This window comes from Roseibium marinum, assembly GCF_002906165.1.
GTDB lineage: Bacteria > Pseudomonadota > Alphaproteobacteria > Rhizobiales > Stappiaceae > Roseibium > Roseibium marinum.
The window spans coordinates 1253710-1278343 of the sequence record NZ_PPCN01000001.1 but is presented as its reverse complement, the minus strand read 5'-3'; the positions used below and the strand labels follow the sequence as shown (position 1 = coordinate 1278343).

The 24634-nt window shown below is 61.9% G+C and carries 22 protein-coding genes and 1 riboswitch; of the genes, 9 read left to right on the top strand and 13 right to left on the bottom strand.

The window, feature by feature from the left end:
• Positions 1 to 30 precede the first annotated feature (30 nt).
• The 3 genes from CLV41_RS05990 (at position 31) to adh (ending at position 3222) form a co-directional block, all read left to right on the top strand.
• Positions 31 to 294, top strand: coding sequence for a restriction system modified-DNA reader domain-containing protein (locus tag CLV41_RS05990; protein WP_208987352.1), 264 nt, complete (start codon positions 31 to 33; stop codon positions 292 to 294).
• Between the two features lie 328 nt (positions 295 to 622).
• Positions 623 to 1567 (top strand): GAF domain-containing protein, encoded by a 945-nt coding sequence (locus CLV41_RS05985; RefSeq protein WP_208987298.1) that lies wholly within the window; start codon positions 623 to 625, stop codon positions 1565 to 1567.
• A 134-nt stretch (positions 1568 to 1701) separates the two neighbouring features.
• Positions 1702 to 3222, top strand: coding sequence for an aldehyde dehydrogenase (gene adh / locus CLV41_RS05980; protein ID WP_103221264.1), 1521 nt, complete (start codon positions 1702 to 1704; stop codon positions 3220 to 3222).
• Positions 3223 to 3303: 81 nt separating this feature from the next.
• On the opposite strand, the gene tyrS is transcribed toward adh, so the two are convergent.
• From tyrS to CLV41_RS05940, 8 genes are all read right to left on the bottom strand, one after another.
• Positions 3304 to 4581 carry a tyrosine--tRNA ligase gene (tyrS, locus tag CLV41_RS05975; protein WP_103221263.1) on the bottom strand — a complete coding sequence of 426 codons (1278 nt, stop codon included), beginning with the start codon at positions 4579 to 4581 and terminating at the stop codon, positions 3304 to 3306.
• A 447-nt stretch (positions 4582 to 5028) separates the two neighbouring features.
• Complete coding sequence (locus tag CLV41_RS05970; protein ID WP_103221262.1) at positions 5029 to 5613, bottom strand: hemerythrin domain-containing protein; 585 nt, start codon at positions 5611 to 5613, stop codon at positions 5029 to 5031.
• A gap of 221 nt (positions 5614 to 5834) precedes the next feature.
• Positions 5835 to 7427 (bottom strand): aminomethyl-transferring glycine dehydrogenase subunit GcvPB, encoded by a 1593-nt coding sequence (gene gcvPB / locus CLV41_RS05965; protein ID WP_103221261.1) that lies wholly within the window; start codon positions 7425 to 7427, stop codon positions 5835 to 5837.
• The gene (gcvPA, locus tag CLV41_RS05960) at positions 7424 to 8770 is read right to left on the bottom strand and encodes an aminomethyl-transferring glycine dehydrogenase subunit GcvPA (protein ID WP_103221260.1); all 1347 of its coding nucleotides are present in this window, start codon (positions 8768 to 8770) and stop codon (positions 7424 to 7426) included. The genes gcvPB and gcvPA overlap by 4 nt, the downstream gene beginning before the upstream one ends.
• 229 nt (positions 8771 to 8999) lie before the next feature.
• Positions 9000 to 9491, bottom strand: coding sequence for an OsmC family protein (locus tag CLV41_RS05955; protein WP_103221259.1), 492 nt, complete (start codon positions 9489 to 9491; stop codon positions 9000 to 9002).
• 4 nt (positions 9492 to 9495) lie between these two features.
• On the bottom strand, positions 9496 to 9867 hold the full coding sequence (gcvH, locus tag CLV41_RS05950; protein WP_103221258.1) for a glycine cleavage system protein GcvH: 372 nt from the start codon (positions 9865 to 9867) through the stop codon (positions 9496 to 9498).
• Positions 9868 to 9890: 23 nt separating this feature from the next.
• On the bottom strand, positions 9891 to 11042 hold the full coding sequence (gcvT, locus tag CLV41_RS05945) for a glycine cleavage system aminomethyltransferase GcvT (RefSeq protein WP_103221257.1): 1152 nt from the start codon (positions 11040 to 11042) through the stop codon (positions 9891 to 9893).
• Between the two features lie 182 nt (positions 11043 to 11224).
• A riboswitch (glycine riboswitch) is annotated at positions 11225 to 11317 on the bottom strand.
• A gap of 143 nt (positions 11318 to 11460) precedes the next feature.
• Positions 11461 to 12042, bottom strand: coding sequence for a hypothetical protein (locus CLV41_RS05940; protein ID WP_103221256.1), 582 nt, complete (start codon positions 12040 to 12042; stop codon positions 11461 to 11463).
• Between the two features lie 296 nt (positions 12043 to 12338).
• Here CLV41_RS05940 and ispH point away from each other — a divergent pair, with 296 nt between their 5' ends.
• The 4 genes from ispH to CLV41_RS05920 are packed head-to-tail and all read left to right on the top strand — an operon-like array spanning position 12339 to position 15714.
• Positions 12339 to 13337: a 4-hydroxy-3-methylbut-2-enyl diphosphate reductase gene (ispH, locus tag CLV41_RS05935; protein ID WP_208987297.1), complete on the top strand. Its 999-nt coding sequence runs from the start codon at positions 12339 to 12341 to the stop codon at positions 13335 to 13337.
• A gap of 4 nt (positions 13338 to 13341) precedes the next feature.
• The gene (gene thrB, locus CLV41_RS05930; RefSeq protein WP_103221254.1) at positions 13342 to 14307 is read left to right on the top strand and encodes a homoserine kinase; all 966 of its coding nucleotides are present in this window, start codon (positions 13342 to 13344) and stop codon (positions 14305 to 14307) included.
• The gene (gene rnhA / locus CLV41_RS05925; protein WP_103221253.1) at positions 14304 to 14756 is read left to right on the top strand and encodes a ribonuclease HI; all 453 of its coding nucleotides are present in this window, start codon (positions 14304 to 14306) and stop codon (positions 14754 to 14756) included. The genes thrB and rnhA overlap by 4 nt, the downstream gene beginning before the upstream one ends.
• Positions 14757 to 14790: 34 nt before the next feature.
• Positions 14791 to 15714, top strand: a complete 924-nt coding sequence (locus CLV41_RS05920; protein ID WP_208987296.1) for a diacylglycerol/lipid kinase family protein — start codon at positions 14791 to 14793, stop codon at positions 15712 to 15714.
• Positions 15715 to 15747: 33 nt separating this feature from the next.
• Here CLV41_RS05920 and CLV41_RS05915 read toward each other — a convergent pair whose 3' ends face one another.
• The 5 genes from CLV41_RS05915 to CLV41_RS05895 form a co-directional block, all read right to left on the bottom strand.
• On the bottom strand, positions 15748 to 18660 hold the full coding sequence (locus CLV41_RS05915; protein ID WP_103221586.1) for an EAL domain-containing protein: 2913 nt from the start codon (positions 18658 to 18660) through the stop codon (positions 15748 to 15750).
• Between the two features lie 31 nt (positions 18661 to 18691).
• Positions 18692 to 19330 (bottom strand): GNAT family N-acetyltransferase, encoded by a 639-nt coding sequence (locus CLV41_RS05910; RefSeq protein ID WP_103221251.1) that lies wholly within the window; start codon positions 19328 to 19330, stop codon positions 18692 to 18694.
• A gap of 17 nt (positions 19331 to 19347) precedes the next feature.
• Positions 19348 to 20637, bottom strand: coding sequence for a M16 family metallopeptidase (locus CLV41_RS05905; protein ID WP_103221250.1), 1290 nt, complete (start codon positions 20635 to 20637; stop codon positions 19348 to 19350).
• Positions 20638 to 20641: 4 nt separating this feature from the next.
• Positions 20642 to 22048, bottom strand: a complete 1407-nt coding sequence (gene thrC / locus CLV41_RS05900) for a threonine synthase (protein WP_103221249.1) — start codon at positions 22046 to 22048, stop codon at positions 20642 to 20644.
• Positions 22049 to 22261: 213 nt separating this feature from the next.
• Positions 22262 to 22858: a YqgE/AlgH family protein gene (locus CLV41_RS05895; protein ID WP_103221248.1), complete on the bottom strand. Its 597-nt coding sequence runs from the start codon at positions 22856 to 22858 to the stop codon at positions 22262 to 22264.
• Positions 22859 to 23077: 219 nt separating this feature from the next.
• On the opposite strand from CLV41_RS05895, the gene CLV41_RS05890 reads away from it, so the two are divergent.
• Both CLV41_RS05890 and CLV41_RS05885 read left to right on the top strand, forming a co-directional pair.
• A complete protein-coding gene (locus CLV41_RS05890) occupies positions 23078 to 23899 on the top strand; it encodes a protein-disulfide reductase DsbD domain-containing protein (protein WP_103221247.1) in 822 nt (273 codons plus the stop codon).
• A gap of 156 nt (positions 23900 to 24055) precedes the next feature.
• Positions 24056 to 24544: a peroxiredoxin gene (locus CLV41_RS05885; RefSeq protein ID WP_103221246.1), complete on the top strand. Its 489-nt coding sequence runs from the start codon at positions 24056 to 24058 to the stop codon at positions 24542 to 24544.
• Positions 24545 to 24634 lie beyond the last annotated feature (90 nt).

The following is a 24634-nucleotide window of genomic DNA, read 5'->3' as shown; positions in this document are numbered from 1 at the left end:
TTAGATCATCATGGCAGGTAACCACGCCGAATAATTAGTAAGGCAACCGGAAGTGCATTCCCTTCAACTCCCTTTTGGAAAACGTCCTGTTCCAGGGGCAAGCATCTGGCCATCGTCCGGGCGGACGGCTCGCTCAAATCGGGCGACCACACCGGTTCGATCCACAAGGTCGGCGCGCTGGTCCAGGGCCAGGAGGCCTGCAACGGCTGGACCTTCTGGCACACCCAGAACGGCCCGACAAAATCGCCTATCGACGAACTCCGCAAGGAAGTCAGGTCCCGCCTGCAGGCATAAGCAGGCTTACAAGCAGAAACGACCTTCGCGTTCCCCGCGATGAACTAGGCCCCGTCTCCCAGAAAGGGAGGCGGGGTTTTTCTTTGACAGGCCGGTATGCAAATCTCCTTCAGGCAGACAACACCAGAAATCGACGGACTTTTCTCCCGATTCGTCCACACGGCCTAGATCCCACCGTTCCTCATTTCCAAAGTGAATTGAACCTGCTTGCATTCCGTCCCCGTTGCCGACATCCTCGCGGGTCAGTTGCGCGCTCACGGGAGGAACGGATCGAACGCCACGAAGCAGGCCCACTTGACAGGCCGGCTCAAGATCACCGATCGCTAAAATGGAAGACCATGTAGAAACAGTTCTGCGCACCGTGCAATCGGGATCAGCTCCAGCGCTCTCCCGGATCGCCGCGTCGTGGCGGCGCTCGGTGGACAAATACGGCCTCGATCCAGCAGCACATCGTGCTCCCGACAGGATGGAGGACAGCCTGCTCCATCAGCGGAGAACGCAAGCCGGCGACTTTCTCCAGATCGCAACGCCGAAACTCGATCAGTTGTTCGGGCTCGTCGGACAATCCGGCTGCACGGTCCTTCTGACCGACGCGGACGGTGTCGTGCTAGACCAGCGCTGCACGGACGCCGACAGGAACACCTTCCGGGATTGGGGGCTCTACCAAGGTACGAACTGGAGCGAGGCAACCGTCGGGACAAACGGCATCGGCACCTGCCTTGCCGAGGAACGAAATGTGATCATCCACCAGGGCGAACATTTCCTGGCCCGCAATGTCGGCATGAGTTGCATGGACGCGCCGATCTATGGCCCCGAAGGACGGTTGGCGGGTGCCCTGGACGTCTCTTCCGCCCGGTCCGACCAGACCGAGGCCTTCAACCGGCTGATCGGCGCCATGGTGGCGCAGACGGCCCGGCAGATCGAAATCGACACTTTCCGGGCCGCCTTCCCGGAAGCCCGCATCATTGTCGCGGATCAGGCGACCTCCGACGCGGCGGTGCTGCTCGCCGTCGATCAGGACGACATCGTGCTGGGCGCCACCCGTGCCGCCCGCAAGGTCTTCGGTCTTGGCGCGAGAGGGCCTGTCACGCCCCTGCCCGCCTCCGATCTTCTCGGCCAGGAGGATGGCCCGACCGGCTTTGAAAAGGCGGAACGGGCGGCCGTCGTGCGCGCGCTGGCCCGCGCCAAGGGCAATGTTTCCGAGGCCGCCAGAGACTTAGGCATCGGTCGCGCGACCCTCTACCGGCGCTTGAAACGGCTTGGTATCGACTGAAATCACACCCGACCTGTCTCAGATCTGAGACACATCTCCCACTCACCGCTTCGCACCATCTGTCATAGCAGGCCTCGTTTCGCCAAAGTCCCCTCATTCCCGGTGGAGGATCGGGGAACACGAGGAGGATATCCATGAACCAGATGCCCAAAATCGCGGTCGACACCGCGTCGCCCTTCAAAGCCCGATACGACAATTTTATTGGCGGCAAATTCGTCGCTCCGGTGAACGGCCGCTATTTTTCCAACATAACGCCGATTTCCGGCCAGCCCGTCTGTGACGTCGCCCGCTCCGATGCCGCGGACGTGGAACTGGCACTCGACGCTGCACATGCGGCAAAATCCGGCTGGGGCGGGACCCCGGCGGCGGAACGCGCCAACGTCCTGCTGAAAATCGCCGACCGCATGGAAGAAAATCTGGATCTTCTGGCCAAGGCCGAAACCTGGGACAACGGCAAGCCGATCCGTGAGACAACCGCGGCGGACATCCCGCTTTCGGTCGACCACTTCCGCTATTTCGCGGGAGCCCTGCGCGGACAGGAAGGGTCGATGTCGGAAATCGATGCCGACACGGTCGCCTATCATTTCCAGGAGCCGCTCGGCGTGGTCGGTCAGATCATCCCCTGGAACTTCTCCATCCTGATGGCCGCCTGGAAACTGGCTCCCGCGCTCGCCGCCGGCAACTGCGTGGTGCTGAAACCGGCGGAACAGACGCCGGCGGCGATCATGGTGCTGGCCGAACTGATCGGCGACCTGCTGCCGGATGGCGTTCTCAACATCGTCAACGGCTATGGCGCCGAGGTCGGCGCCCCGCTGGCCAAATCGTCCCGCATTGCCAAGATCGCCTTCACCGGTTCCACCCAGACCGGCAAGATGATCATGCAATACGCCACCGAGAACCTCATCCCGGTGACGCTGGAACTCGGTGGCAAATCGCCGAACATCTTCTTTTCCGACGTGATGCGCGAAGACGATGCGTTTCTGGACAAGGCCGTCGAGGGCTTCGTGCTGTTCGCCTTCAATCAGGGCGAAGTGTGCACCTGCCCGAGCCGTGCGCTGATCCAGGAAGACATCTACGAGGCCTTCATCGAGCGGGCCATCGCGCGCGTGAAAGCGATCAAGCAGGGCGACCCGCGCCTGCTCGACACCATGGTCGGCGCCCAGGCGAGCCGGGAACAGCAGGACAAGATCCTGTCCTATCTGACCATCGGCGTCGAGGAAGGCGCCGAGGTTCTGTGCGGCGGCAGCGAAGCCAAATTCGACGGCGATCTGGAGGGCGGGTTCTACATCCAGCCCACCATCCTGAAGGGCCACAACAAGATGCGCGTGTTCCAGGAGGAAATCTTCGGACCGGTCGTGTCGGTGACCACCTTCAAGGACGAGGCCGAAGCCCTCGCCATCGCCAACGACACGATGTACGGCCTCGGCGCCGGGGTGTGGTCGCGCGACGCCAATACCTGCTACCGCTTCGGCCGCGCCATCGAGGCCGGCCGGGTCTGGATCAACAACTACCACGCCTACCCGGCCCATGCCGCCTTCGGCGGCTACAAGCAGTCGGGCATCGGCAGGGAAAACCACAAGATGATGCTGGACCATTATCAACAGACCAAGAACATGCTGGTCAGCTACAACCCGAACAAACTCGGGTTTTTCTGACGCCTGTTCACGCTGTCCGACCTTGCGTCGTCAAAGTGGCGGGGCAGTCCTGAGAGGGACTGCCCGGTTTTTCCGTCCGTTTTACGCGAATCCCACAAGCGCCTTCCGTCTTTTGCCGACGGATACCGACAACCGGTCATTGGCCTGAAGATCGCCGGTGGCGATGCGGCGGCGGGGGTCCTCGATGATCCGGTTGTTGAGGCGGACACCGCCCGCTTCCACCAGACGGCGGGCCTCGCCGTTGGAGGCGGCGAAGCCGACGGCCACGACCACTTCCAGCAATCCAAGCCCTTCGGCCAGCGAGGCGAGCGGCATCTTGTGGGTTGGTTCAAGGATCTCGCCCTCGCCGGCAAACAGCGCGTCGCCCTGCTGCAGGGCCGCGCGCGCTTCTTCCGGTCCATGCACGATCGACGTCACCTGGGTGGCGAGGATCTTCTTGGCTTCGTTCAGTTCCGCGCCTTCCAAAGCGGCAAGGCGATCGATCTCACTCATCGGAAGCTCCGTGAAGAGCCGCAGGAACCGCGCGACATCGGCATCGGCCGTGTTGCGCCAGAACTGCCAGAAGCCGAAAGGCGACAAGTGTTCGGGATGCAGCCAGACGGCTCCGGCCGCCGTCTTTCCCATCTTGGCGCCGCTGGCCGTTGTCAGCAGCGGCACGGTGAGGCCGTGAAGCTTGCGCCCTTCCCTGCGGCCAAGCTCGACGCCGTTGACGATATTGCCCCACTGGTCCGATCCGCCGACCTGCAGCACGCAGTCATGACGCTTGGCGAGTTCCAGGAAATCGACAGCCTGCAGCATCATGTAGCAGAATTCCAGCACGGTCAGCGGCATCCGCGCGTCGAGGCGCGACTTCACGCTGTCGAAGGTCATCATGCGATTGACGGTGAAGCGGGAACCGTAGTCGCGCAGGAATTCCAGGAAGCGGAATTCGTTCAGCCACTCGGCATTGTCGACCAGCATCGCCCCGTCGGGGCCTTCCATATCGACGAGACGCTCCACGGACCGGCGGATCGTGGCGATATTCGCAGCAATCTGCCGCTCCTCCAGCATCGGCCGGGCGTCGTTACGAAAACTCGGATCGCCGATCAGGCTGGTGCCGCCGCCGAGCACGACGATCGGCCGGTGGCCCAGCTTCTGCAGCCAGCGCATGGTCATCAGCGGCATCAGATGGCCGACATGCAGACTGGCCGCGGTCGCGTCAAAACCGGCATAGGCGGTTACCGGGCCCTCGGAAAGCGTGCGGTCAAGCGTTTCGAGATCCGTGCACTGGTGCACGAGACCGCGCTCCAGAAGCACGGCGAGCGCTTCGGATTTCAATCTGGTCGCCGGCTTGCCGGCTTCGATCATGTGGCTGGTCATTTTCGGTTTCCTGGGTTTCCCGCCAGGAAGCCAGGGTCCTGAAAACCAAAAAGCCGCCTGACGCGGCGGCTTTTGAGGTTTCAAGAGGTGAACAAGATCCTACGCAGCCGCCGGTATGTCGGTGACGTAATAAAAATACACGAATGCGGCGCTCATCCTGATCATGCCATTTTAAATGCGCGACAGCCGCCCGGAAGTCAAGCCTGTTATGGCAGGCGCTCGAGAGGGTCTGCGAAAGACGCACGAACAAATGGCAGATCTCACTCTCCGGTGATCATTTTGGCAAACAGTGAGTCGGGTCCAATTCCGGTCTTGCCGGGTTTACATGTACCGCTACCACCTCGCCGCCCCGGCCTTGAGCCGGGGCCACATTAAAGGTCCCGGCTCAAGGCCGGGACAGCGCCGCTGATGCAAACAGATCCTTGCATCTGCCGGGCCGCAACGGCTTCACGACAGACCGAGATCGTGCTCTCCGCGCTCCAGAATGAGCGGCACGATAAGGTTTTCTTCGTCGTCCAGGTGGCGCATCAGGCCGGTGAGCAGCGTGTCGCTGACGGCGGCGTAATCGTCCGCCGCCCGGCGGATCCCGTCCTTGCCCCCCTGCCGCAACCGGCCCAGAAAGGTGTTGGCGCTGCCGATGACTGTCTCGATCCGGTGGTGGATCAACTCGTGGTCGCCTTCCAGAAGCTCGAAACCGGCGACCAGCCGCTTTTCCGCGTCCATGAAGACTGGGAAATAGTGCTCGTCCTCGATCATGTGATGGTGATGCAGCTCGGAGAGGAACTGTTGAAGGCGCGGCGCGAACAGGCCGCCGAACTGCTTCGCCGCCACCCTCTCCTCGCGGAAATCAACGAGCAGCGTGTCGAGCGTCTGACCGAGCTGGCGAAATCCGTTGTGGCGCGCGAGCCAGAATTCGGTGAGCGGTCCAAGGTTGCGGTGCGAGGCCCAGTCCACCCGGGGATGATCCTTCAGGAGATACAGCCATTCCTCGGGCAGTCCGGTGCGCCGGTCCAGATGCATCGGGTCGGTCATGGTTTTCTTTCGCTTTGCCAGATGTCGTACCAACGGCCCTTATAGCCGAAATCCGTCCGACTTTAAGGAAACAGTGTGTTCAGCGACAATTCCGGACTATCCGCCCTCACCTCTTCCCCCCTTCCAACAGGGGAAGCGCGAGGGGGGCGGTTTGCGGGGTCCAAAACGAAAACCCCGGCCGAAGCCGGGATTCCTTGTCGAATCCATCGACTGTCTGCCGCCTATTCTGCCGCGGCCGGGCTTACTTCCGCCGGTTCGGGTTCGGTCCATTTCAGGACCGGCTTGCGGGCCGCGGCGGTTTCGTCCAGACGGCGGCGCGGGGCAAGATAGGGCGCGCCGGAGAAGCGGTCGGTTTCTCCGCGTTTGGCGCTCATGACCAGGTCGCGCATGGTGGCGATGAACAGGTCAAGCGCCGCCCGGCTTTCCGATTCCGTCGGCTCGATCAGCATGGCGCCGTGGACCACCAGCGGGAAATACATGGTCATCGGGTGATAGCCCTCATCGATCATCGCCTTGGCGAAGTCGAGCGTCGTGACGCCGGTGTCCTTCAGGAAGCTGTCGTCGAACAGCACCTCATGCATGCAGGGGCGTTCACCGAAGGGAAGGCTCATCAGATCCTGCAGGCCGACGCGGATATAGTTAGCGTTCAGCACCGCGTCCTCGGACGCCTGTTTCAGACCGTCCGAGCCGTGGCTCATCATGTAGGAGAGCGCGCGCACATACATGCCCATCTGGCCATGGAAGGCCGTCATGCGGCCGAAAGGCTGTTCGCCCTCAGTTGTCGCCGATGTGGTTTCAACCAGTTCCAGCCCCTTGTCCGTCTTGCGGATGAAAGGCAGCGGCGCGAAAGGCGCCAGACGTTCGGACAGGACCACGGGACCGGAGCCCGGACCGCCGCCGCCGTGCGGCGTGGAGAAGGTCTTGTGCAGGTTGATATGCATGGCGTCGACGCCGAGATCCCCGGGCCGCGCCTTGCCGACGATGGCGTTGAAGTTGGCGCCGTCGCAGTAGAAATAAGCGTCGGCGGCGTGGATCAGGTCGGCGATCAGCTTGATGTCGCGTTCGAACAGCCCGCAGGTGTTCGGGTTGGTCAGCATGATGCCGGCGATGTTGCCGGTGTGCTCTTCGGCTGTCGCCTTCAGGGCGTCGAGATCCACTGTGCCGTCGTCCTTGGCCCCGATGGAGACGACCTTGTAGCCGAGCAGCGCGGCGGTCGCCGGGTTGGTGCCGTGGGCACTCTCGGGCACCAGCACGATCTTCGGATCGCGGCCGGCGGCCGTATGCGCCGCCTTGATCGCCATCATGCCGCACAATTCGCCGTGGGCGCCGGCTTTCGGGCTCATGGCGATGGCGGACATGTGGGTGGAGACCATCAGCCAGTGGGCCAGTTCGTCGATCAGCTCCAGCGCGCCGGGAACGGAAGAGACCGGCTGCAGGGGATGGATGTCGCCGAAGCCCGGCAGACGGGCCATCTTCTCGTTCAGCCGCGGATTGTGCTTCATGGTGCAGGAGCCGAGCGGGTAGAGCCCGCTGTCGATCGCGTAGTTGTTGCGCGACAGGCGCACATAGTGGCGCATGGCTTCCGGTTCGGCGAGGCCGGGCAGGCCGATTTCGTCCTGACGCCGGTGGCCGCCGAGTTCGAAGTCCACATCGTCGTCCTCGTCCAGATCGACCCCGGTGGTTTCCAGCGACCCGAATTCGAAAATCAGCGGCTCTTCCATGTCGAGCCCGCGGTTGCCGGTGAAGGTCTTGGGGTGGAAGGCTCCGTCCGCCTCGCCCGGTCTGGTCGGGCGCCCTTGCGTGTTCATGCTCATGCCAGCGCCTCCTTCAGCGCATCCGCGAAGGCCGCGCGGTCTTCATCCGTGTTGACTTCGGTCGAGGCGACCACCAGAAGATTGGCGATATCCTTGTTGTCCGGCTCCAGCCGGGAGACCGGCAGACCGCCGAGAATGCCGCGTTCGGCGAGCCGTTCCACCACGTCCCCGGCCAGTTTCGGCAGGGCGATGGTGAATTCGTTGAAATAAGCCGAATTCAGAACCTCGACGCCGTGAATGCCGCCGAGAAGTTTCTTCAGCTTCACCGCGTTGCCGTGATTGACACGGGCCAGTTTCGTCAGGCCCGCCTGACCCAGAAGCGACATGTGAATGGTGAAGGCCAGGCAGCAGAGGCCGGAATTGGTGCAGATGTTCGACGTCGCCTTGTCACGGCGGATATGTTGTTCGCGGGTGGAAAGCGTCAGCACGAAACCGCGTTTGCCTTCCGCATCCACCGTTTCGCCGCACAGGCGCCCCGGCATCTGGCGGACATATTGCTGGCGGGTGGCGAAGAGGCCGACATAAGGGCCGCCGAAATTGAGACCGTTGCCGATGGACTGGCCTTCGCCGACGACGATGTCCGCCCCTTGCGTTCCGGGCGGCTCGATCAGGCCGAGCGAGACCACCTCGGTAAAGACCGCGATCAGCAGGGCCTTGTGCGCATGGGCCTTTTCGGCAATCGGTTTCAGATCGATCAGCTGGCCGTAAAAGGACGGCGACTGAACCACCACGCAGGAGGTTTCGTCGTCGATCTGCGAAAGAATGTCTTCGGTTCCGGTCGGGTCGGCGGGCAGGCTGACCACCTTGTCGCCGGCCATGCTGGACAGACCTTCGACCACGGCCCGGTATTGCGGGTGCAGACCGCCGGACAGCACCGCCTTGTTGCGACGGGTGATCCGATGCGCCATCAGCACCGCCTCACCGGTGCCGGTCGAGCCGTCATACATGGAGGCATTGGCGACATCCATGGCGGTCAGGCGGGCGACCTGGGTCTGGAACTCGAACAGGTATTGCAGCGTGCCCTGGGTGATTTCCGGCTGATAGGGCGTATAGGACGTCAGGAATTCTGAGCGCTGGATCAGGTGATCGACGGTTGCCGGCACATGGTGCTTGTAGGCCCCTGCCCCGACAAAAAACGGAACGGACCCGGCGGAGGTGTTCTTCGCGGCCATGGCGGAGAGCCTGCGCTCGACCTCCATTTCACTGGCCCGTTTTGGAAGATCCAGAAGTCCGTTGAGGCGGACATTTTCGGGGATATCCGCAAAGAGGTCGTCAATCGACTTTACTCCGACCCGCGCGAGCATGTCGGAGCGGTCGGTGTCGTTCAAAGGCAGGTAGCGCATCAGGCGGCTCCCAAGGGTTAGACAATCAGTAAGCCGGCGTCAGTTCAGACCTTTCGGCTCGTCATCCCGGGCGAACACCGTGAGACCCGGGACCGGCGAGCCGAAAAACTCCCGGCTCAGGGCTCCCCGGTCCCGGCTCGGCGCTTTAGCGCCGTCCGGGATGACGATGGAAAGGCTTTGACACCGTCCGTGACGGTAGATCCAGCCGCGTTACCCGCGCGGCCAGACCCTAATTTCCAGGCGCGACCAGCTTCAGCGGCTCCGGTTCCACCACGATCTCGCACTTCACGGAATTGGCGATGAAGCAGATCTCATGCGCCTTCTCGTGCAGATCGGTCAGCCATGTCGGGTCCGGATCCTTGTCGGCAACCAGCGTGACGCGTGGACGCAGGACCACTTTCGTGATCGCCATCCTGGCCCTTGCCACACGGCTCATTTCGCCCTGAGCGTCGTCGCGGTAACTGGCGATGTTGAAGCCCGCACGGCGGGCCAGGTCCAGGAAAGACATCATGTGACAGGAAGAAATCGCGGCAACGAAGGCCTCTTCCGGATCGATGGCCGCCTCGACGGAATACGGCAGAGGCACGACCGTCGGAGAGGAGCTTGCCGGAATCTCGAGACCGCCGTCAAAGCGCCAGATATGTCCTCTGGAATACGCATTTGCCGCGTAGTCACCGTCGCATGCCCACTCTATCTGAGCCGTATGATAATGCCCCGCCATGAGTTCACAGAGTCTCCACGTATGCCTTGTAGGCGGCCTGGTCCATCAGGTCCGAAAGCTGGCCGGAGTTACCGACCTTCATCTTCAGGAACCACGCGCCGCCTTCCGGATCCGCGTTGACCTTGGCCGGTTCGTCGGCCAGCACACCGTTGGCCTCGACCACTTCACCGTCGATCGGTGCGTAGACCTCACTGGCGGCCTTGACCGATTCGACAACGGCGGCTTCATCGCCCTGGGACAGGTTCCTGCCGGCTTCCGGCAATTCGACATAAACGACATCGCCGAGCTGTTCCTGGGCATAGGAGGTGATACCGATCGTGGCGATATCGCCCTCGACGGAAATCCACTCGTGATCCTTGGAATAATAGGTGGTCATTGCTGTGCGTCCATTTCAAGAAATCAGGATTTGGGTTTGCGGTAATAGCGGTTCGGCACGAAGGGCATGTCGGCAACGGTTGCAGGCAGCCGCCGGCCTCGTACGATCAGTTCAAGAGCGGTACCGGTGCCGGCATATTCGACGGGCAAATAGCCCATGGCGATGGGAGCGCCCACGGTCGGCGCAAAACCTCCCGAGGTCACCGTGCCGATCACGGGACCGTCCGGCAAGGCGATCTCGGCGCCTTCACGGGCGGGCGCCTTGCCGTCGAGACGCAGGCCCACGCGGACCCGGCCGGGACCGTTCTTCAGTTCCGCCTGTATCCGCTCGTCTCCGGGAAATCCGCCTTCTTCGCGGCGGCGCTTCTGCATGCAGAAGGTGATCGCACCTTCCACGGGAGACGTGGTTTCGTCGATATCGTGACCGTAGAGGCAGAGCCCCGCCTCAAGGCGCAGGCTGTCGCGGGCGCCAAGGCCGATCGGCTGCACCCGGTCGTCAGCGAGCAGCGCCCGGGCGACTGCTTCAGCGGCTCCGGCCGGGACGGACATTTCCACGCCGTCCTCACCGGTGTAGCCGGCGCGGGCGATGTGGCAGTCGATGCCGTCGAATTCCATGGAAGCGGCCGACATGAAAGCAAGCTCCGCAGCCTTGGGCGCGTGCGCGGCAACGGCGGCAACGGCTTCAGGTCCCTGAACGGCGATCAGCGCCCGGTCCTCGACGACCTGCAAGCTGACATTTTCCGGGAGTCTGTCGCGAAAATGAGCGTAGTCGATATCCTTGCGCGCGGCATTGACGACCAGCATCAGCTTGCCGTCATCTTCTTCCGAAACAGGGCGTGTCACCATCAGGTCGTCGATGATGCCACCCTCCTCGTTGAGGAGCACGCTATAGCGCTGGCGGCCGAGGCCGAGTTCGACGAAACTGGAAGGGGTCAGCGCTTCGAGCGCGCGGGCCGTGGTTTCATGGTCCGGACCGATCAGGAAAGCCTGACCCATATGGGAAACATCGAACAACCCGGCTTTGGACCGGGTGTGCAGATGCTCGGCCATGATGCCGGCCTTGTACTGCACCGGCATGGAATAGCCGGCGAAGGGTACCATGCGGGCACCGAGTTCCACATGAAGGTCGTGAAGAGGCGTTTGTTTCAGATCGGTCTCTGCATTGGCATCCGCCATGAACGGTCCTCGTATCGGGGTTGCGCAGTCCCAGACCCGTCCTGTCCGGGACCTGGCCTGTCTGCACCCCCTCTGTCCGAGTACCTGAGAGATTTCCCGCGAACGCAACCGGGCGCCCAGCAGTTACTCCTTCGGTGAGCAGTCCGCGAATCCAATAGCGGAGCACTGCTTTCCAGAGCGTTTTGGCCCGTGCGGTCCTTTTGCCTGAGAGTTTCCGGGGCGGTTGCTCCTTCGGCGCCGGGATCTTCCAACCCGGCCTCTCCCGCACTTGCGTCAGCGTGCTGCCACGCCAATCAGGGAACGACCCTGATCTGAGGCGGCGATTGTGCGAGGCGGACAAAGTCTTGTCAATATGCGACATCGCCAACCCGCGAATTTGCCGGGCACAATCTCCTCCGGCCGTCCTCAAATTCCGCTATCAGCGGCGACCGCCATCGTCAAATCCGAAAACCACCTTGACGCTCTGGTCCGGTGTGACGGTGAATTTGTCTTCAATCAGCGTCCAGGTCTCGCTTGGGGAATTGGCACCGACAGTCACCGGTATTTTCAAGACCTCGGAAACCAGGGGTTTCGCATCGCCGCCACCGGGAACGATGGCAACACGCAGAGGCAGGATCACTTCGCCGCCCTTCCAGGCGGGCCCGGAGGTCACATCGCCCGAAAACCCGAGTTTCATCCGCCTTTGGCCACCCGCTTCCTGGGTGCAGGTATTGGCCCAGTCCTCCACGGTCGCCTGATAAAGAAGCCCCTCGGGCTGCTCCTCCTTGCCGCGGACGTATTTCGTGATCAGATAGGTATTCAGCTTAAGCTGCATCGGGGGACAGGGAACCGGAGGCGCAAACGTCTCGGGAGAGATTTCAATCGGCTCCTGGCCACCCGTGATGATCTTTCCGGCAACACTTTCGGCTCCGCCGCATCCGCCCAGCGCCGCCGCGCCTATGCAAACCGCGAATGCCGTCTTGAGGTTCATCTTGGTTACGGCTTGAAACGCACTGATCATATTCTGTCCACTTGAATGCAAAGTAACCTGGCGGAGCTTCATAGCAGCTACACATTTGGTTGGCGAGGGCTGGTAACCGCAATGCTTGAACCAGCTCATTGTGGCCTAATACCGACCTCAATAAATAAGAACCCATTCGCCCGGCGACACGCTCCTTGCGCAACAGTCTCATATCGCGGTCGAATGGGTTCCTATTTATTGAGGTCGGTATAATTGCCGCGCGAGGGCCCCTCTCCCTTGACAGGGTGCACATGCAAGCCCTTATTGCGGCCATAAAGGTTTGCCGAAAGTGCATCATGACTGAAACCCCGCAACAAAAACCACCGCTTTCCATCAGGCTCTGCGCGCCGCGCGGGTTCTGCGCCGGTGTGGACAGGGCCATCCAGATCGTGGAACTCGCCCTGGAGAAATACGGCCGGCCGGTCTACGTGCGCCATGAGATCGTTCATAACAAATTCGTGGTGGACGGGCTGAAGGCCAAGGGAGCCGTGTTTGTCGAGGAACTGGAGGAAATACCGGCGGCGGATGCGGGCAGACCGGTGATCTTTTCGGCCCATGGTGTGCCGAAGGCGGTGCCGGAGGACGCGCGCACCCGCAACATGTTCTATCTGGATGCGACCTGCCCGCTGGTTTCCAAGGTTCACAAGGAAGCGGAGATCCATTTCCGGCGCGGCCGGGAAATCCTGTTGATCGGTCACCAGGGCCACCCCGAAGTCATCGGCACGATGGGCCAGTTGCCGGAGGGCATTGTCAGCCTGATCGAGACCGAGGACGACGCGCGCCGCTATGTGCCCCGATCGGACCTTCCGCTCGCCTACATCACCCAGACCACCCTGTCCGTCGACGATACCGCCGGAATTGTCGCTGTTCTGCAGGAGCGGTTTCCGGAGATCGTCGCGCCGCACAAGGAAGACATCTGCTATGCGACGACCAATCGGCAGGAAGCGGTCAAGCATGTCGCTCCCGGAGTCGATGCCATGATCGTCGTCGGGGCACCGAACTCCTCCAATTCGCAACGCCTGCGGGAAGTGGCGGAGCGCGCGGGCTGCGGAACCGCCGTGCTTATCCAGCGCGCAGACGACATCGACTGGCAGGATTTCGAAGGGATCGGCTCGCTGGGCCTGACAGCGGGTGCATCCGCGCCCGAAACCCTGGTAGAGGAAATCATCGACGCTTTCGCCGGACGGTTCGATGTCACGGTTGAAACGGTGCGCACCGCCGAAGAAACGATTTCCTTTAACCTGCCGCGTGAGCTCCGGGACCCGGTCCCGCCCGCTCAGGCGGCCAGCGGATGAAATAATGGCAGTCTATACCGAAGTAACCGATGAGGAGCTCGATCGCTTCATCGGCGGCTATGACGTTGGCCGTCTGCTGTCCTTCAAAGGCATTGCCGAAGGCGTCGAGAACAGCAATTTTCTGGTTCACACCGACAAGGCGTCCTACATCCTGACGCTTTACGAGAAACGGGTGAACCCGGACGATCTGCCTTATTTTCTCAATCTGCTCGGACACCTGGCGGACAAGGGCCTCTCCTGCCCGACACCGGTGCCTTCCAGGGATGGCATGCTGCTCGGCACCCTGGCCGGGCGTCCCGCGGCTCTGGTGACCTTTCTGGAAGGCATGTGGGTCAAACGCCCGCGCACCGACCATTGCGGAGAACTCGGCAAGGCCATGGCCGAGCTGCATCTGGACGGCATGGGTTATGAGGGCTTCCGCAAGAATGCCCTCGATGTCAGCGGCTGGCGGCCGCTGTTCGACCAGTGCGGTGCGCGCAGCGACAGCGTGCAACCGGGTCTTGGCGCCGAAATTTCACGCGAACTCGATTATCTTGAAGCCGATTGGCCCTCCGATCTTCCGGTCGGAGTGATCCATGCGGATCTCTTTCCGGACAACGTGTTTTTCCTGGGCGATCAACTTTCCGGCCTGATCGATTTCTATTTCGCCTGCAACGACGCCTTCGCTTACGATATCGCCATATGTCTGAATGCCTGGTGCTTTGAACTGGACGGGGCGTTCAACGTGACAAAGGCACGCGCGCTGTTGAAGGGGTACACATCCGTCCGCCCGCTGACATCCGCGGAATATGCCGCGCTGCCGAAGCTCTGCCGGGGGGCGGCTCTGCGGTTCCTGCTCACGCGCCTTTATGACTGGCTGAGCGTTCCCGAAGGCGCGCTGGTGACACCGAAAGACCCGCTGGAATACCTGAAGAAACTCAGATTCCACCAGACCATCGACACCGCGGAGGCTTACGGGCTGGAACGATGAGCAGTACAAACCGAGTGACGATTTACACGGACGGCGCCTGTTCGGGCAATCCGGGTCCAGGCGGCTGGGGCGTCATCCTGCGCTTCGGCGAAAGCGAGAAGGAACTGAGCGGCGGCGAAGTCGAAACCACGAACAACAGGATGGAACTGATCGCGGCCATCGAGGCCCTGAAGGCTCTTACCCGGCCCTGCGCCGTCGACCTTTATACGGACAGCACCTATGTGCGCAGCGGCATCAACGAATGGATCGACGGCTGGAAAAGAAAGAACTGGCGCAACTCGACCAACAAACCTGTCAAGAACGCCGATCTTTGGCAAGCTCTTGATGCCGCGCGGGAACGTCACGACGTGACCTGGCATTGGGTCAAGGGTCATGCGGGACATCCGGACAATGAGCGCGCGGATGAACTGGCGCGAAGCGGCATGGCCCCCTATAAGGGCGGCGCGTAAGCGCGATCCCCGTGAGACTCGCAAAGGATTTTCAGTGAGAGTTTTCTGGTGGTCCGCCCCCGCTTCGCCGCGCGCGCCTCAGCCGGCTACAGCCGGTTCCGTGCTGATCATGGCCAATCCGACCTCCGGTGGCTACAGCGCCAGATTTCTGGAAAAGGTCCGGGCGCGCCTTGAGTGGCACGGCTGCAAGGCCGAAATCAGGCTGACCCGTCATGCCGGTGAAATCGGTGAGGTCTGCGCCGATCCCGAACTGCGCGTGCGGACGCTGGTGGTCGCCGGCGGAGATGGATCGATCAACGAGGCTCTGACCGGCTTTCAGTCTCATCCCAATCCGCCGCAACTGGCGGTGATCCCTTTCGGCACGGCAAATGTCCTGGCGCTGGAACTGGCCCTGCCACGCAAAGCGCGCGCCATAGCCGACATCATCCGGCGCCAGAAAACCAGACAGCTGCACTACGGCCTGGCAAACGGACATCCCTTCGTCCTGATGGCTTCCGCCGGTTTCGACGCGGAGGTCGTCCATGCCGTGCCGCTCTCGCTGAAGCGGCGCCTCGGCAAACTGGCCTATGTGATCACCGCGATCAGAACCGGATTCGGCCGCAAGGAAACTCCGCTGACGATCACCCTGGACGGCGACACGATCACCGGCAAGTTTGCCGTTGCCAGCAACGCCCGGCACTATGGCGGCCCCTTCGTCATCTGTCCCGGGGGAGCGACCGATCCGGGGATGCACATGCTGGTGCTGGAAAGAGACGATCCCTGGTCTTCCGTCCTCTACGGCATCGCGCTGTTGTTCGGGCGCATTCACAAGGCCCGCGGCGCGATCGTCAGACCTTTTTCCCGCGCCACGATCACGGCGGCAGGCCCTGTCGCCGCCCAGATCGACGGGGATCCGTTCGGGGCCACGCCCCTGGAGATCCAGACAACGGACAGGACAATCCCCGTTCTGGTTCCCTGAATTTCAGATTCTAGAGCGCCGACCCGAAAGCGTCTACGCGGACTCCGCTTCAGCAGGCATTTTGCGCAGGATCTTGGTTGCCTCGTTCGCCGACACCGCTTCGCCGAAGAAATAGCCCTGGGCGTATTCGCAGCCGAGTTGATACAGCTCCAGCGCATCGTTCTCGCTTTCCGCGCCTTCGGCGACGACGGACATGCCGAGGTCATGGCCCATGGCGACGATCGTGCGCAGAAGGACCGGTCTCGCGGACGATCCGTTCGGCTTGACGAAGGACTGGTCGATCTTGATCGTGTCGAACGGGAAGCGGTGAAGATAGGACAGCGATGAATGGCCGGTGCCGAAATCGTCCAGCGAAAGGCCCGCCCCAAGACCGCGCAAGCGCTCCAGAACCTTGGCGGAATATTCCGGATTGGACATGACGAGGGACTCGGTCAATTCCAGTTTCAAGGTGCCCGGCTCCAGCGATGTACGCGACAGAACCGCCTTCACGTCATTGATCAGGTCCTGTTTCAGGAGCTGGCGTGACGACAGATTCACCGAGACGAACAGGGGCTGCTGCGTGCGGAACTCACGCTGCCAGAACGCAAGCTGCTGGGCGCCCTTGTCGAGCATATACATGCCGAGTTCGTTGATGAGGCCGGACTGTTCCGCCACGGGAATGAATTCGGACGGCGAGATCTTGCCCCGCTTGGGATGGTTCCAGCGCGCGAGCACTTCGAACCCGGCGACCGACTGGTCCTCAAGGCGGATGATCGGCTGGAAGAAGACGCCGAGCGTCTCCTTCTTGATCGCTTCCCTGAGATCGCCTTCAAGGTCGACGATGTTCTTGTCGAGCGGCCGCAGGATCGGGCGGAACACTTCCTGGCGGTCGCCTCCCAGCCGCTTGGCATGGTTGAGGGCGATTTCCGCATTGGTGAGCATGTCCTCGACGCCCTGCTTGCCGCCCTCGAAAAAGGAGATGCCGACGGAGCAGGTCAGGAAAATCTCCCGGTCGCCGAAAGTGATCGGAGCCCGCACGGCCTTGCGCAGCGAATCGGCCAGCGCGACGATCCGGTCCGGCTCCTGTTCGGACAGAAGCACCAGGCCGTACTGATCCCCCGACAGGCGGCCAAGCGTATCCTGCTGACCGATCAGGCGGCCAAGACGGCGGGCCACTGTGAGCAGGATGCTGTCGCCCGCGGAAAGGCCGATGCTGTCGTTGACCTGTTTGAACCGGTCCAGATTGAGAACCAGAATGGTCGGCTTCGAGGTTTCCTCCGCGTTCGAGCGCACGACGCTGGTGCGCAGCCTGTCGACGAAAAGCTCGCGGTTCGGCAGACCCGTCAGGTTGTCATGCACCGCGTCATGCAGAAGCCGCTCCTCGGCGGTGCGCTCCTCGGTGACATCGAGCAGCGTGCCGACACAGCGGATCACCTCACCATCCGCCCCGATGATCGGGCGGGCGCGCAGGCGGAACCAGCGGAAGTGGCCGTCTTCGGATCTCAGGCGGAATGTCTGCGTGACCTTGCCGCGCCGCTGGTCGATCACGGCATCGAGCGTCGCGCGGAACCGGTCGCGGTCCTGCGGATGCAGGACTTCCAGCCAGTCGCGCGCCGGACCCTCGAGGGTGCCATGCCTGAGATTGAGCAGATCCTCGACCTCATTGCCGGTGTAGATACGGTCCCGGTCGATGTCCCAGTCCCAGATAATGTCACCGGCTCCGGTGAGCGCGAGTGCCTTGCGCTCCACGTCGGAAATGAGGCCCTGCGCAATCGCACCACCCGCGAAGGCATGCTGCATGACGGTGAAACCGATCAGAAGGACGATCAGCACAAGACCGCCGCCGAGGGCGGGCTGGACAATGTCGTTGAACAGGTAACCGGTTATGGTCATGGCCGCGCCGATCAGCCAGGCCATCAGCAGGCACCATGTCGGGATCAGCAGGATCGCACGGTCATAATGCTGGAAGGCCAGTATGGCGATGGTCACGATTCCGAGGATGCCGATCACGCCAAGGGCGAGCCGCGCGATGCCGGAGGCAATGGACGGATCCCAGACCGCGACGCCGAGGAGACCCAGAATGAGGATCAACGTGGTAAGCGCCAGGTGGGAATAGTGGATATTCCAGCGGTTCAGGTTGAGATAGGCATAGAGGAAAACGATCAGGCTGGCCGCCAGCATCACTTCCGCACAGGCGCGCGCGAGCTGACTTCCGCCACCCTGCAGGTTGAACACCATGCCCCAGAAACCGAAGTCGATGCACAGATAGGCCAGGACGGACCAGGCTAGCGCGGCCGTCGCCGGGAACATGACCGTGCCCTTGACCACGAAAAGGATCGTCAGGAACAGCGCCAGAAGACCGGAAATACCCAGGATAATACCGCGGTAAAGCGTATAGGCGTTGATGGTTTCCTCATAGACGTCCGGTTCCCAGAGCCGGATTTCCGGCAGGTTCGGTGTCGTCATTTCGGCGACGAATGTGACGATCGAACCGGGATCGAGCGTGACCAGAAAGACATCCGCCTCAAGGCTTTTCTGCCGCTCCGGAGCGATGCCCTGGCTCGGTGTGATCGCCGCGATGCGCGAGGACCCCAGATCCGGCCAGAAGAGATTGGATCCGACAAGCTTGTAATTGGGCGCGACTATCAAACGGTCGATCTGCTCGTCGCTGGTATTGGCCAGCGCGAACACGGCCCAGTTCGTGTTGGTGCCATCGCGCGAGGGCACCTCGATGCGGCGGACGATACCGTCCGAGCCCGGCGCGGTCGACACCTGCAGGCGATTTCCCGCCTCACGGTGAAGTTCGACGGAATTGGTGATATCCAGCGCCTCGACATCGATCGGGACGGGTATCGGTTCGAGTGCCTGCGCCGGCATCGCCGCGAGTGCTGCTGCAAGCACACAAAGCGCTACAACGACAAAGCTTTTGAACACGCTGCTGAATGAACCCGGTGACGAAATCGACATGGGGCGAAGGACTACCGGGTTGTGGTGCATGTCACAAGAATTCTTTCAAGATACCCTCAACGCTGGGAGCCACTTTTCCAGGACGCGATGCGTGATCTTCCGCCAGACAGGCAAACAGCAGATGATCCTGCCAGCTCCCGTTGATCAACAGATAGTTGCGCGCGTAACCTTCCCGGTGGAACCCGGCCTTTTCAAGCAGCCGGATGGACGGCATGTTGGATGGCAGGCAAGCTGCCTCTATTCGGTGCAGGCCCAAAACGTCGAAACAAAACGGCAAGATCATGGCGACGGCAGCCGACATGTGCCCTTTTCCCGCGTGTCTTTGACCCATCCAGTAGCCAAGGGTTGTCGTCTGACTGACCCCGCGCCTGATGTTGCTCAGCGTCAGGCCGCCGAGAATGTCGTCGGTCCTGCTGCGGAAGAGCAGAAAAGACAGGCTGCGGCCTTCCTTGCGGTCCCTGGAATAGCGGCGCAGACGGCGTCGAAAACCGGTCTTGGTCAGGTCGTCGGAGGGCCAGAGCGGTTCCCAAGGCTTCAGGAAGGCGCGGCTCTCCGAGCGCAGGGCACCCCAGTTCCTGAAATCGGACATGATCGGCGGGCGCAGGTAATAGCCTCCGGCCTCGATCAGCAATTCAGCGTCGGTTGAAGATCCCGGCCGTAGCAGCGACATGCCCCGCTCTCCGCGTCCTACATTGAAGCGGCCCGCAGAACCGGGTCCTGCTGCAACCTTTCCGCCAGTTCGGCAGCAGTCATGACCCCGTCCACCGGGCCGATCGCGGTCAAGGTGGGTGTCGCTCCGACAAAGGTTTCGTGCGCCACCCGGCGGATATCGGCCGCCGTGACGGCTTCGATCTTGCTGGAAATCTCCTCCGGGCCGAGCACGCGGCCATGGACCAGGATCTGCCGCGCGATCTGACCCGCCCGCGCCGCCGGACTTTCCAGGGCCATCATCAGGCCCGCGCGTATCTGGGCGCGGGAGCGGGCGACTTCGTCTTCGGAAATGGTCTGGGTGGCCGCGATGAGTTCATCGGCGATCATCGGCATCAGGGCGCCGAGATCGTCATGGCTGGTCGCGGCGTGCAGACCGAACAGGCCGGTGTCGGAAAACGCCCAGTGGAAACTGTAGATGGCGTAGCAAAGACCGTGTTTCTCGCGAATTTCCTGGAACAGCCGCGACGACATCCCGCCTCCCAGAACGGAGGCCAGAATCTGGACCGCGTAATAGTCCTTCGACTTGTAGGGACGGCCTTCGAAACCGATCAGAACCTGTGCTTCCATCAGATCCTTGTTGCGCAGCGTCTCGCCGCCGCGATAGCGGGCTTCCGATTCCCGCGCGGCAGGCTCGCTGCTGAAGCCGCCGAATTTTTCTCTCGCCAGCGCCACGAACGCCTCATGATCAACCGCGCCGGCAGCCGCCAGAACCATGTCGGGCGCCCGGTACCGGTCGGCGAGATAGGCGTTCAGCGCGTCGCGGTTGAAGCCTTTCACCGTTTCCGGCGTGCCGAGGATCGGCCGGCCGATCGCCTGATCCGGCCAGGCGGCTTCCTGAAACAGGTCGAAGGCCTGATCGTCCGGCGAGTCGTTCGCCGCGCCGATTTCCTGAAGGATCACATGCTGCTCGCGCGCCAGTTCCTGGGCGTCGAAAGTCGAGTTCTGCAGGATATCCGCCAGGATATCGACCGCCAACGGCATGTCTTCCGCCAGGATGCGGGCGTAGTAGTTGGTATGTTCAATGCTGGTCGAGGCATTCAACTCGCCGCCCACCGCCTCGATTTCCTCGGCGATTCCGCGCGCCGTCCTCGTCTTCGTTCCCTTGAAAGCCATATGTTCAAGCAGATGGGTGATGCCGTTCTGGTCCACGGATTCCACACGGGATCCCGTGCGGACCCATACCCCCAGCGCCGCGGTCTTCAAATGCGGCATCTGGTCGGTCACGACCGTCAGTCCATTGTCGAGAACAGTTGTTTTTACATTCATATAGCTACACCCCGGCGGTGACGGCCCGGGCGTGATCTTCGATAAATCGTTCCACCACACCCTGGTCTGCTGCCAATACCTGCTGGCGCTCCTCCGCAATCATCATGTCTTTCAGGTTTTCAGGCAATTCCGGCCGGATGCCGGAGGCTTTTTCAACCGCATCCGGGAACTTGGCCGGATGCGCAGTGCCCAGAACCACCATCGGAACCGAGCCGTCATCATGTTCCTTCGCAACATGCACACCGATGGCGGTGTGCGGATCGAGAAGGTAGCCCGCCTCTTTCCAGGTTTCCGCTATGGTGGCGGCGGTTTCGTGCTCATTGCAGCGCCCCGCGCCGAAGACGGAGCGCATGGCGTCCAGCGGAGCTTTTTCGATTCCAAAGCTGCCGGACTGAGACAGTCGATCCATCATCCGGCGAACCGCCGCGCCGTCCCGTCCACTGACTTCCGCCAGAAGCCGTTCGAAATTCGACGACACCTGAATGTCCATGGACGGCGAGATCGTCGGCGTCACGCCGCGTTTCTCATAGCGGCCGGTTTCCAGCGTACGCGCCAGAATGTCGTTCACATTGGTCGCAACGATGAGCTTTTCGACCGGAAGCCCCATTTTTTTCGCGGCATAACCGGCGAAGATATCGCCGAAATTGCCGGTCGGCACCGTGAAGGAGACTTTCCGGTGCGGCGCGCCGAGCGCCACGGCGGCAACGAAGTAATAGACGATCTGCGCCAGAATGCGCGCCCAGTTGATCGAATTGACCCCGGAAAGCGCCACCCGGTCGCGGAAGGCGAAATGGTTGAACATGCCTTTGACGATCGCCTGGCAATCGTCGAAGTTCCCGGCGAGCGCCAGCGCGTGAACATTGTCCTCGCACGCCGTCGTCATCTGCCGGCGCTGGACGTTGGACACGCGCCCATCCGGGAAGAGAATGAAGATATCAGTCCGCTCACGGCCGCGGAAGGCCTCTATCGCCGCGCCGCCGGTATCGCCCGAAGTAGCGCCTACAATGGTTGCGCGCAGCCCGCGCTGCGTCAGCACATAATCCATCATCCGGCCGAGAAGCTGCATCGCCACGTCCTTGAAGGCGAGCGTCGGTCCGTGGAAAAGTTCGAGAAGGAATGTGTTCGATCCGCTTTGAACCAGCGGAGTGACCGCCGGATGCCGGAAGCCGGCATAAGCGTCGGCGATCATGGTTTTCAGATCGTTTTCCGGGATTTCATCGCCAATGAACGGTCGAATTACCGCGTAGGCGACGTCCTGATAGGATTTTCCCGCGAAGGAAGCGATGGTGGCGGTGTCGAATTGCGGCCAGGTTTCGGGAAGATAAAGTCCGCCGTCGCGAGCGAGCCCCTGGAGCAGGACATCAGAAAATTCCAGGACTGGTGCTTCACCGCGCGTACTGCTGTATTTCACCGCGTCACTTCCCTTTAGTGTTGACCTTTTTTGCAGGGCGCCAGCCTGCAGGACCGGAAGTCCGGACCCACAGCCTACTTGAAACCCGCCGCATTTGAAACAAACCATGCCATCGATGCGACTTACGCGCCATAACATTCAAGCGCAAGTCGCTTTTGGCTAAAAGGATGACTGTGCCTGGACAGGGCGGGCGGCGGCGTCCGGGCGCAAAGGTCAGGCGTGGCCGGCGTCGGAAAAGAGCATGGCCGGATCGATGCCCAGACTTGCGAGCGCGCGATGCCATTTGGATTCAAAATCGGGGTCGAAAAGGATGTCCGGATCGGCGGGAGCCGTCAGCCAGCCATTGGACACGATCTCGTTTTCCAGCTGTCCGGGCGCCCAGCCCGCGTAGCCGAGGGCCAGCATTGCGTGGGACGGGCCGGTGCCGGTCGCCATGGCCCTGAGGATTTCAAGCGTGGCTGTCAGGCAGATGCCGTTTTCGATGGTGAGCGTGGACTGGTTCAGCGTGAAATCATCGCTGTGCAGCACGAAGCCACGCTCTACCTCGACCGGCCCGCCCTTGTGCACATTCATGTCGCGCACCCGGGCCGGCAGACGGATCGCGCTTTCGTCATTGACGATGTCCAGTTGAACCAGCAGCTCTTCCAGGGAGAGATGACGGGCGACCTGGTTGACCACCAGCCCCATGGCTCCCTGGTCGGTATGAGAGCACAGGTAAATCACGGCATGTTCGAACCGGCTGTCCGCCATGCTCGGCATCGCAATCAGAAACTGGCCTTCCAGTGAGTCCGTTGCTTCGGTTCCGGCCATGCGTACCTCGTTTGCTGTTGACGCCCTCTGCCTGCCGGCGAGCATAGCCTCTTTGGCTGGATTTGTTAACGCATGATTGCCGTTCCGGGCGACCAGCCCGCCCCGCGTTCACCTGAGCTCAAGAAGCCCGGACGTCTCACGGCGCCGTCACGAGGATATGACCCGGATGGGGCACACTTGCCCATGACGCTTGCGCGAAACTCGTGTAGCACTGAGTGCATGAACCGGATTGCCCTGACATTCTCCCTCGCGTTGCTGACGCTTGCCTCCCCCTCCCGGGCCGCCATGACGGACTGGACGGAGGTCCAGGGCGGAGCCGTGCGCCTGATTGCTTCAGGCACTCTGGTAGACGGACACTATCAAGCCGGCCTGGAATTCCTGCTGGAACCGGGCTGGCACACCTACTGGCGCTATCCGGGCGAGGCGGGCATACCGCCGCAGATCACCCTTTCAGGCGCGGACAACCTTGAAGACCTTGAGGTTCTCTATCCGGTTCCCGAACACTATGACGACGGTTTTTCCCGGTCGATCGTCTATCACGGCGGCATCGTGCTGCCGATGCAGGTAGTTCCGGAAGACCCGCGGAAATCCGTCCGGCTCGCTGTCGACGTCTTTTTCGGCATCTGCAACGAAATCTGCGTGCCGGGCGACGCGTCACTCTCGCTCGACCTCGATCCCGGGTCGGAAGCCGATACGATCGCGGCAAAGCTCATCGCCCGGGATCTTGCCGCCGTTCCCGTGGCAGGCAAGAACGGCGATCTCGAAATCACCTCGGTCGTGGCGTCACGGGACCGGGCCAGCCTCGTCATCAAGGCAAGGGTGGCGGGAGCAGAGGCTCCAGAGCTATTCGTAGCCGGCCCGGAAGGCTCCTTCATCGGTCTGCCGGAACTGACAGGCCACACAGATGGCGAGGCCCTCTGGAAGCTGCCAACCCGGGGGCTTGCGGTCTCAGACGAAGACAGCATGCTCAGGCTCGTCCTGTCCGCCGGTGGCAGGGCCATCGAGCATCTGCATCCGGTAGATCCCGGCTGGGTGAAATAGCGCCCTCCGGCGCGTCCTTCACGCAGGATGCAAATCCTGAAAGACGGCGGAGGCCGCATTTTGCCCGGGCGTCCCTCGACGGACGCACCGGAACGTTCTATTTGTTCTCCCGACTGCACCGTTTTATTCAGCCGACACAGACAAGGGATAATTGTTATGACACTCAAGGTTGGAGACCGCCTTCCGGACGCCACGTTCAAGATCATGACCGCCGACGGGCCCGGCGAGATGTCGACCGGCGATTTGACCTCCGGCAAAACCATCGTTCTCTTCGGCGTTCCAGGCGCTTTCACGCCGACCTGCCACATGAACCACCTGCCCGGTTTCGTGGAACATGCCGAAACGCTGAAAAACAAGGGCATTGAAACGATCGCGGTGGTTTCGGTCAACGACGTCTTTGTCATGGACGCCTGGCAGAAAGCGTCCAACACCGGCGGCAACATCACCTTTTTGTCCGATACCGGAGCTGAATTCGTCGAAGCCGCCGGCCTCGGGCTCGGCCCGGCGCCGATCTTCGGCCACGTCCGGTCCCAGCGTTTCGCGCTGATCGCGAAAGACGGGGTCGTCACCTTCCTCGCCATCGAGGAAAGCCCGGGCGAAGCCACAAAGACGGGCGCGGCCGCCATTCTGGAAGCGCTCGGCTGACGCCAGGGTCCGGTTTATATTTCCGATGCACGGAAGGGCCCTGATCGCGGCCAGCGATCAGGGCCCTTCCGTAAGGATTTCCATACGTCA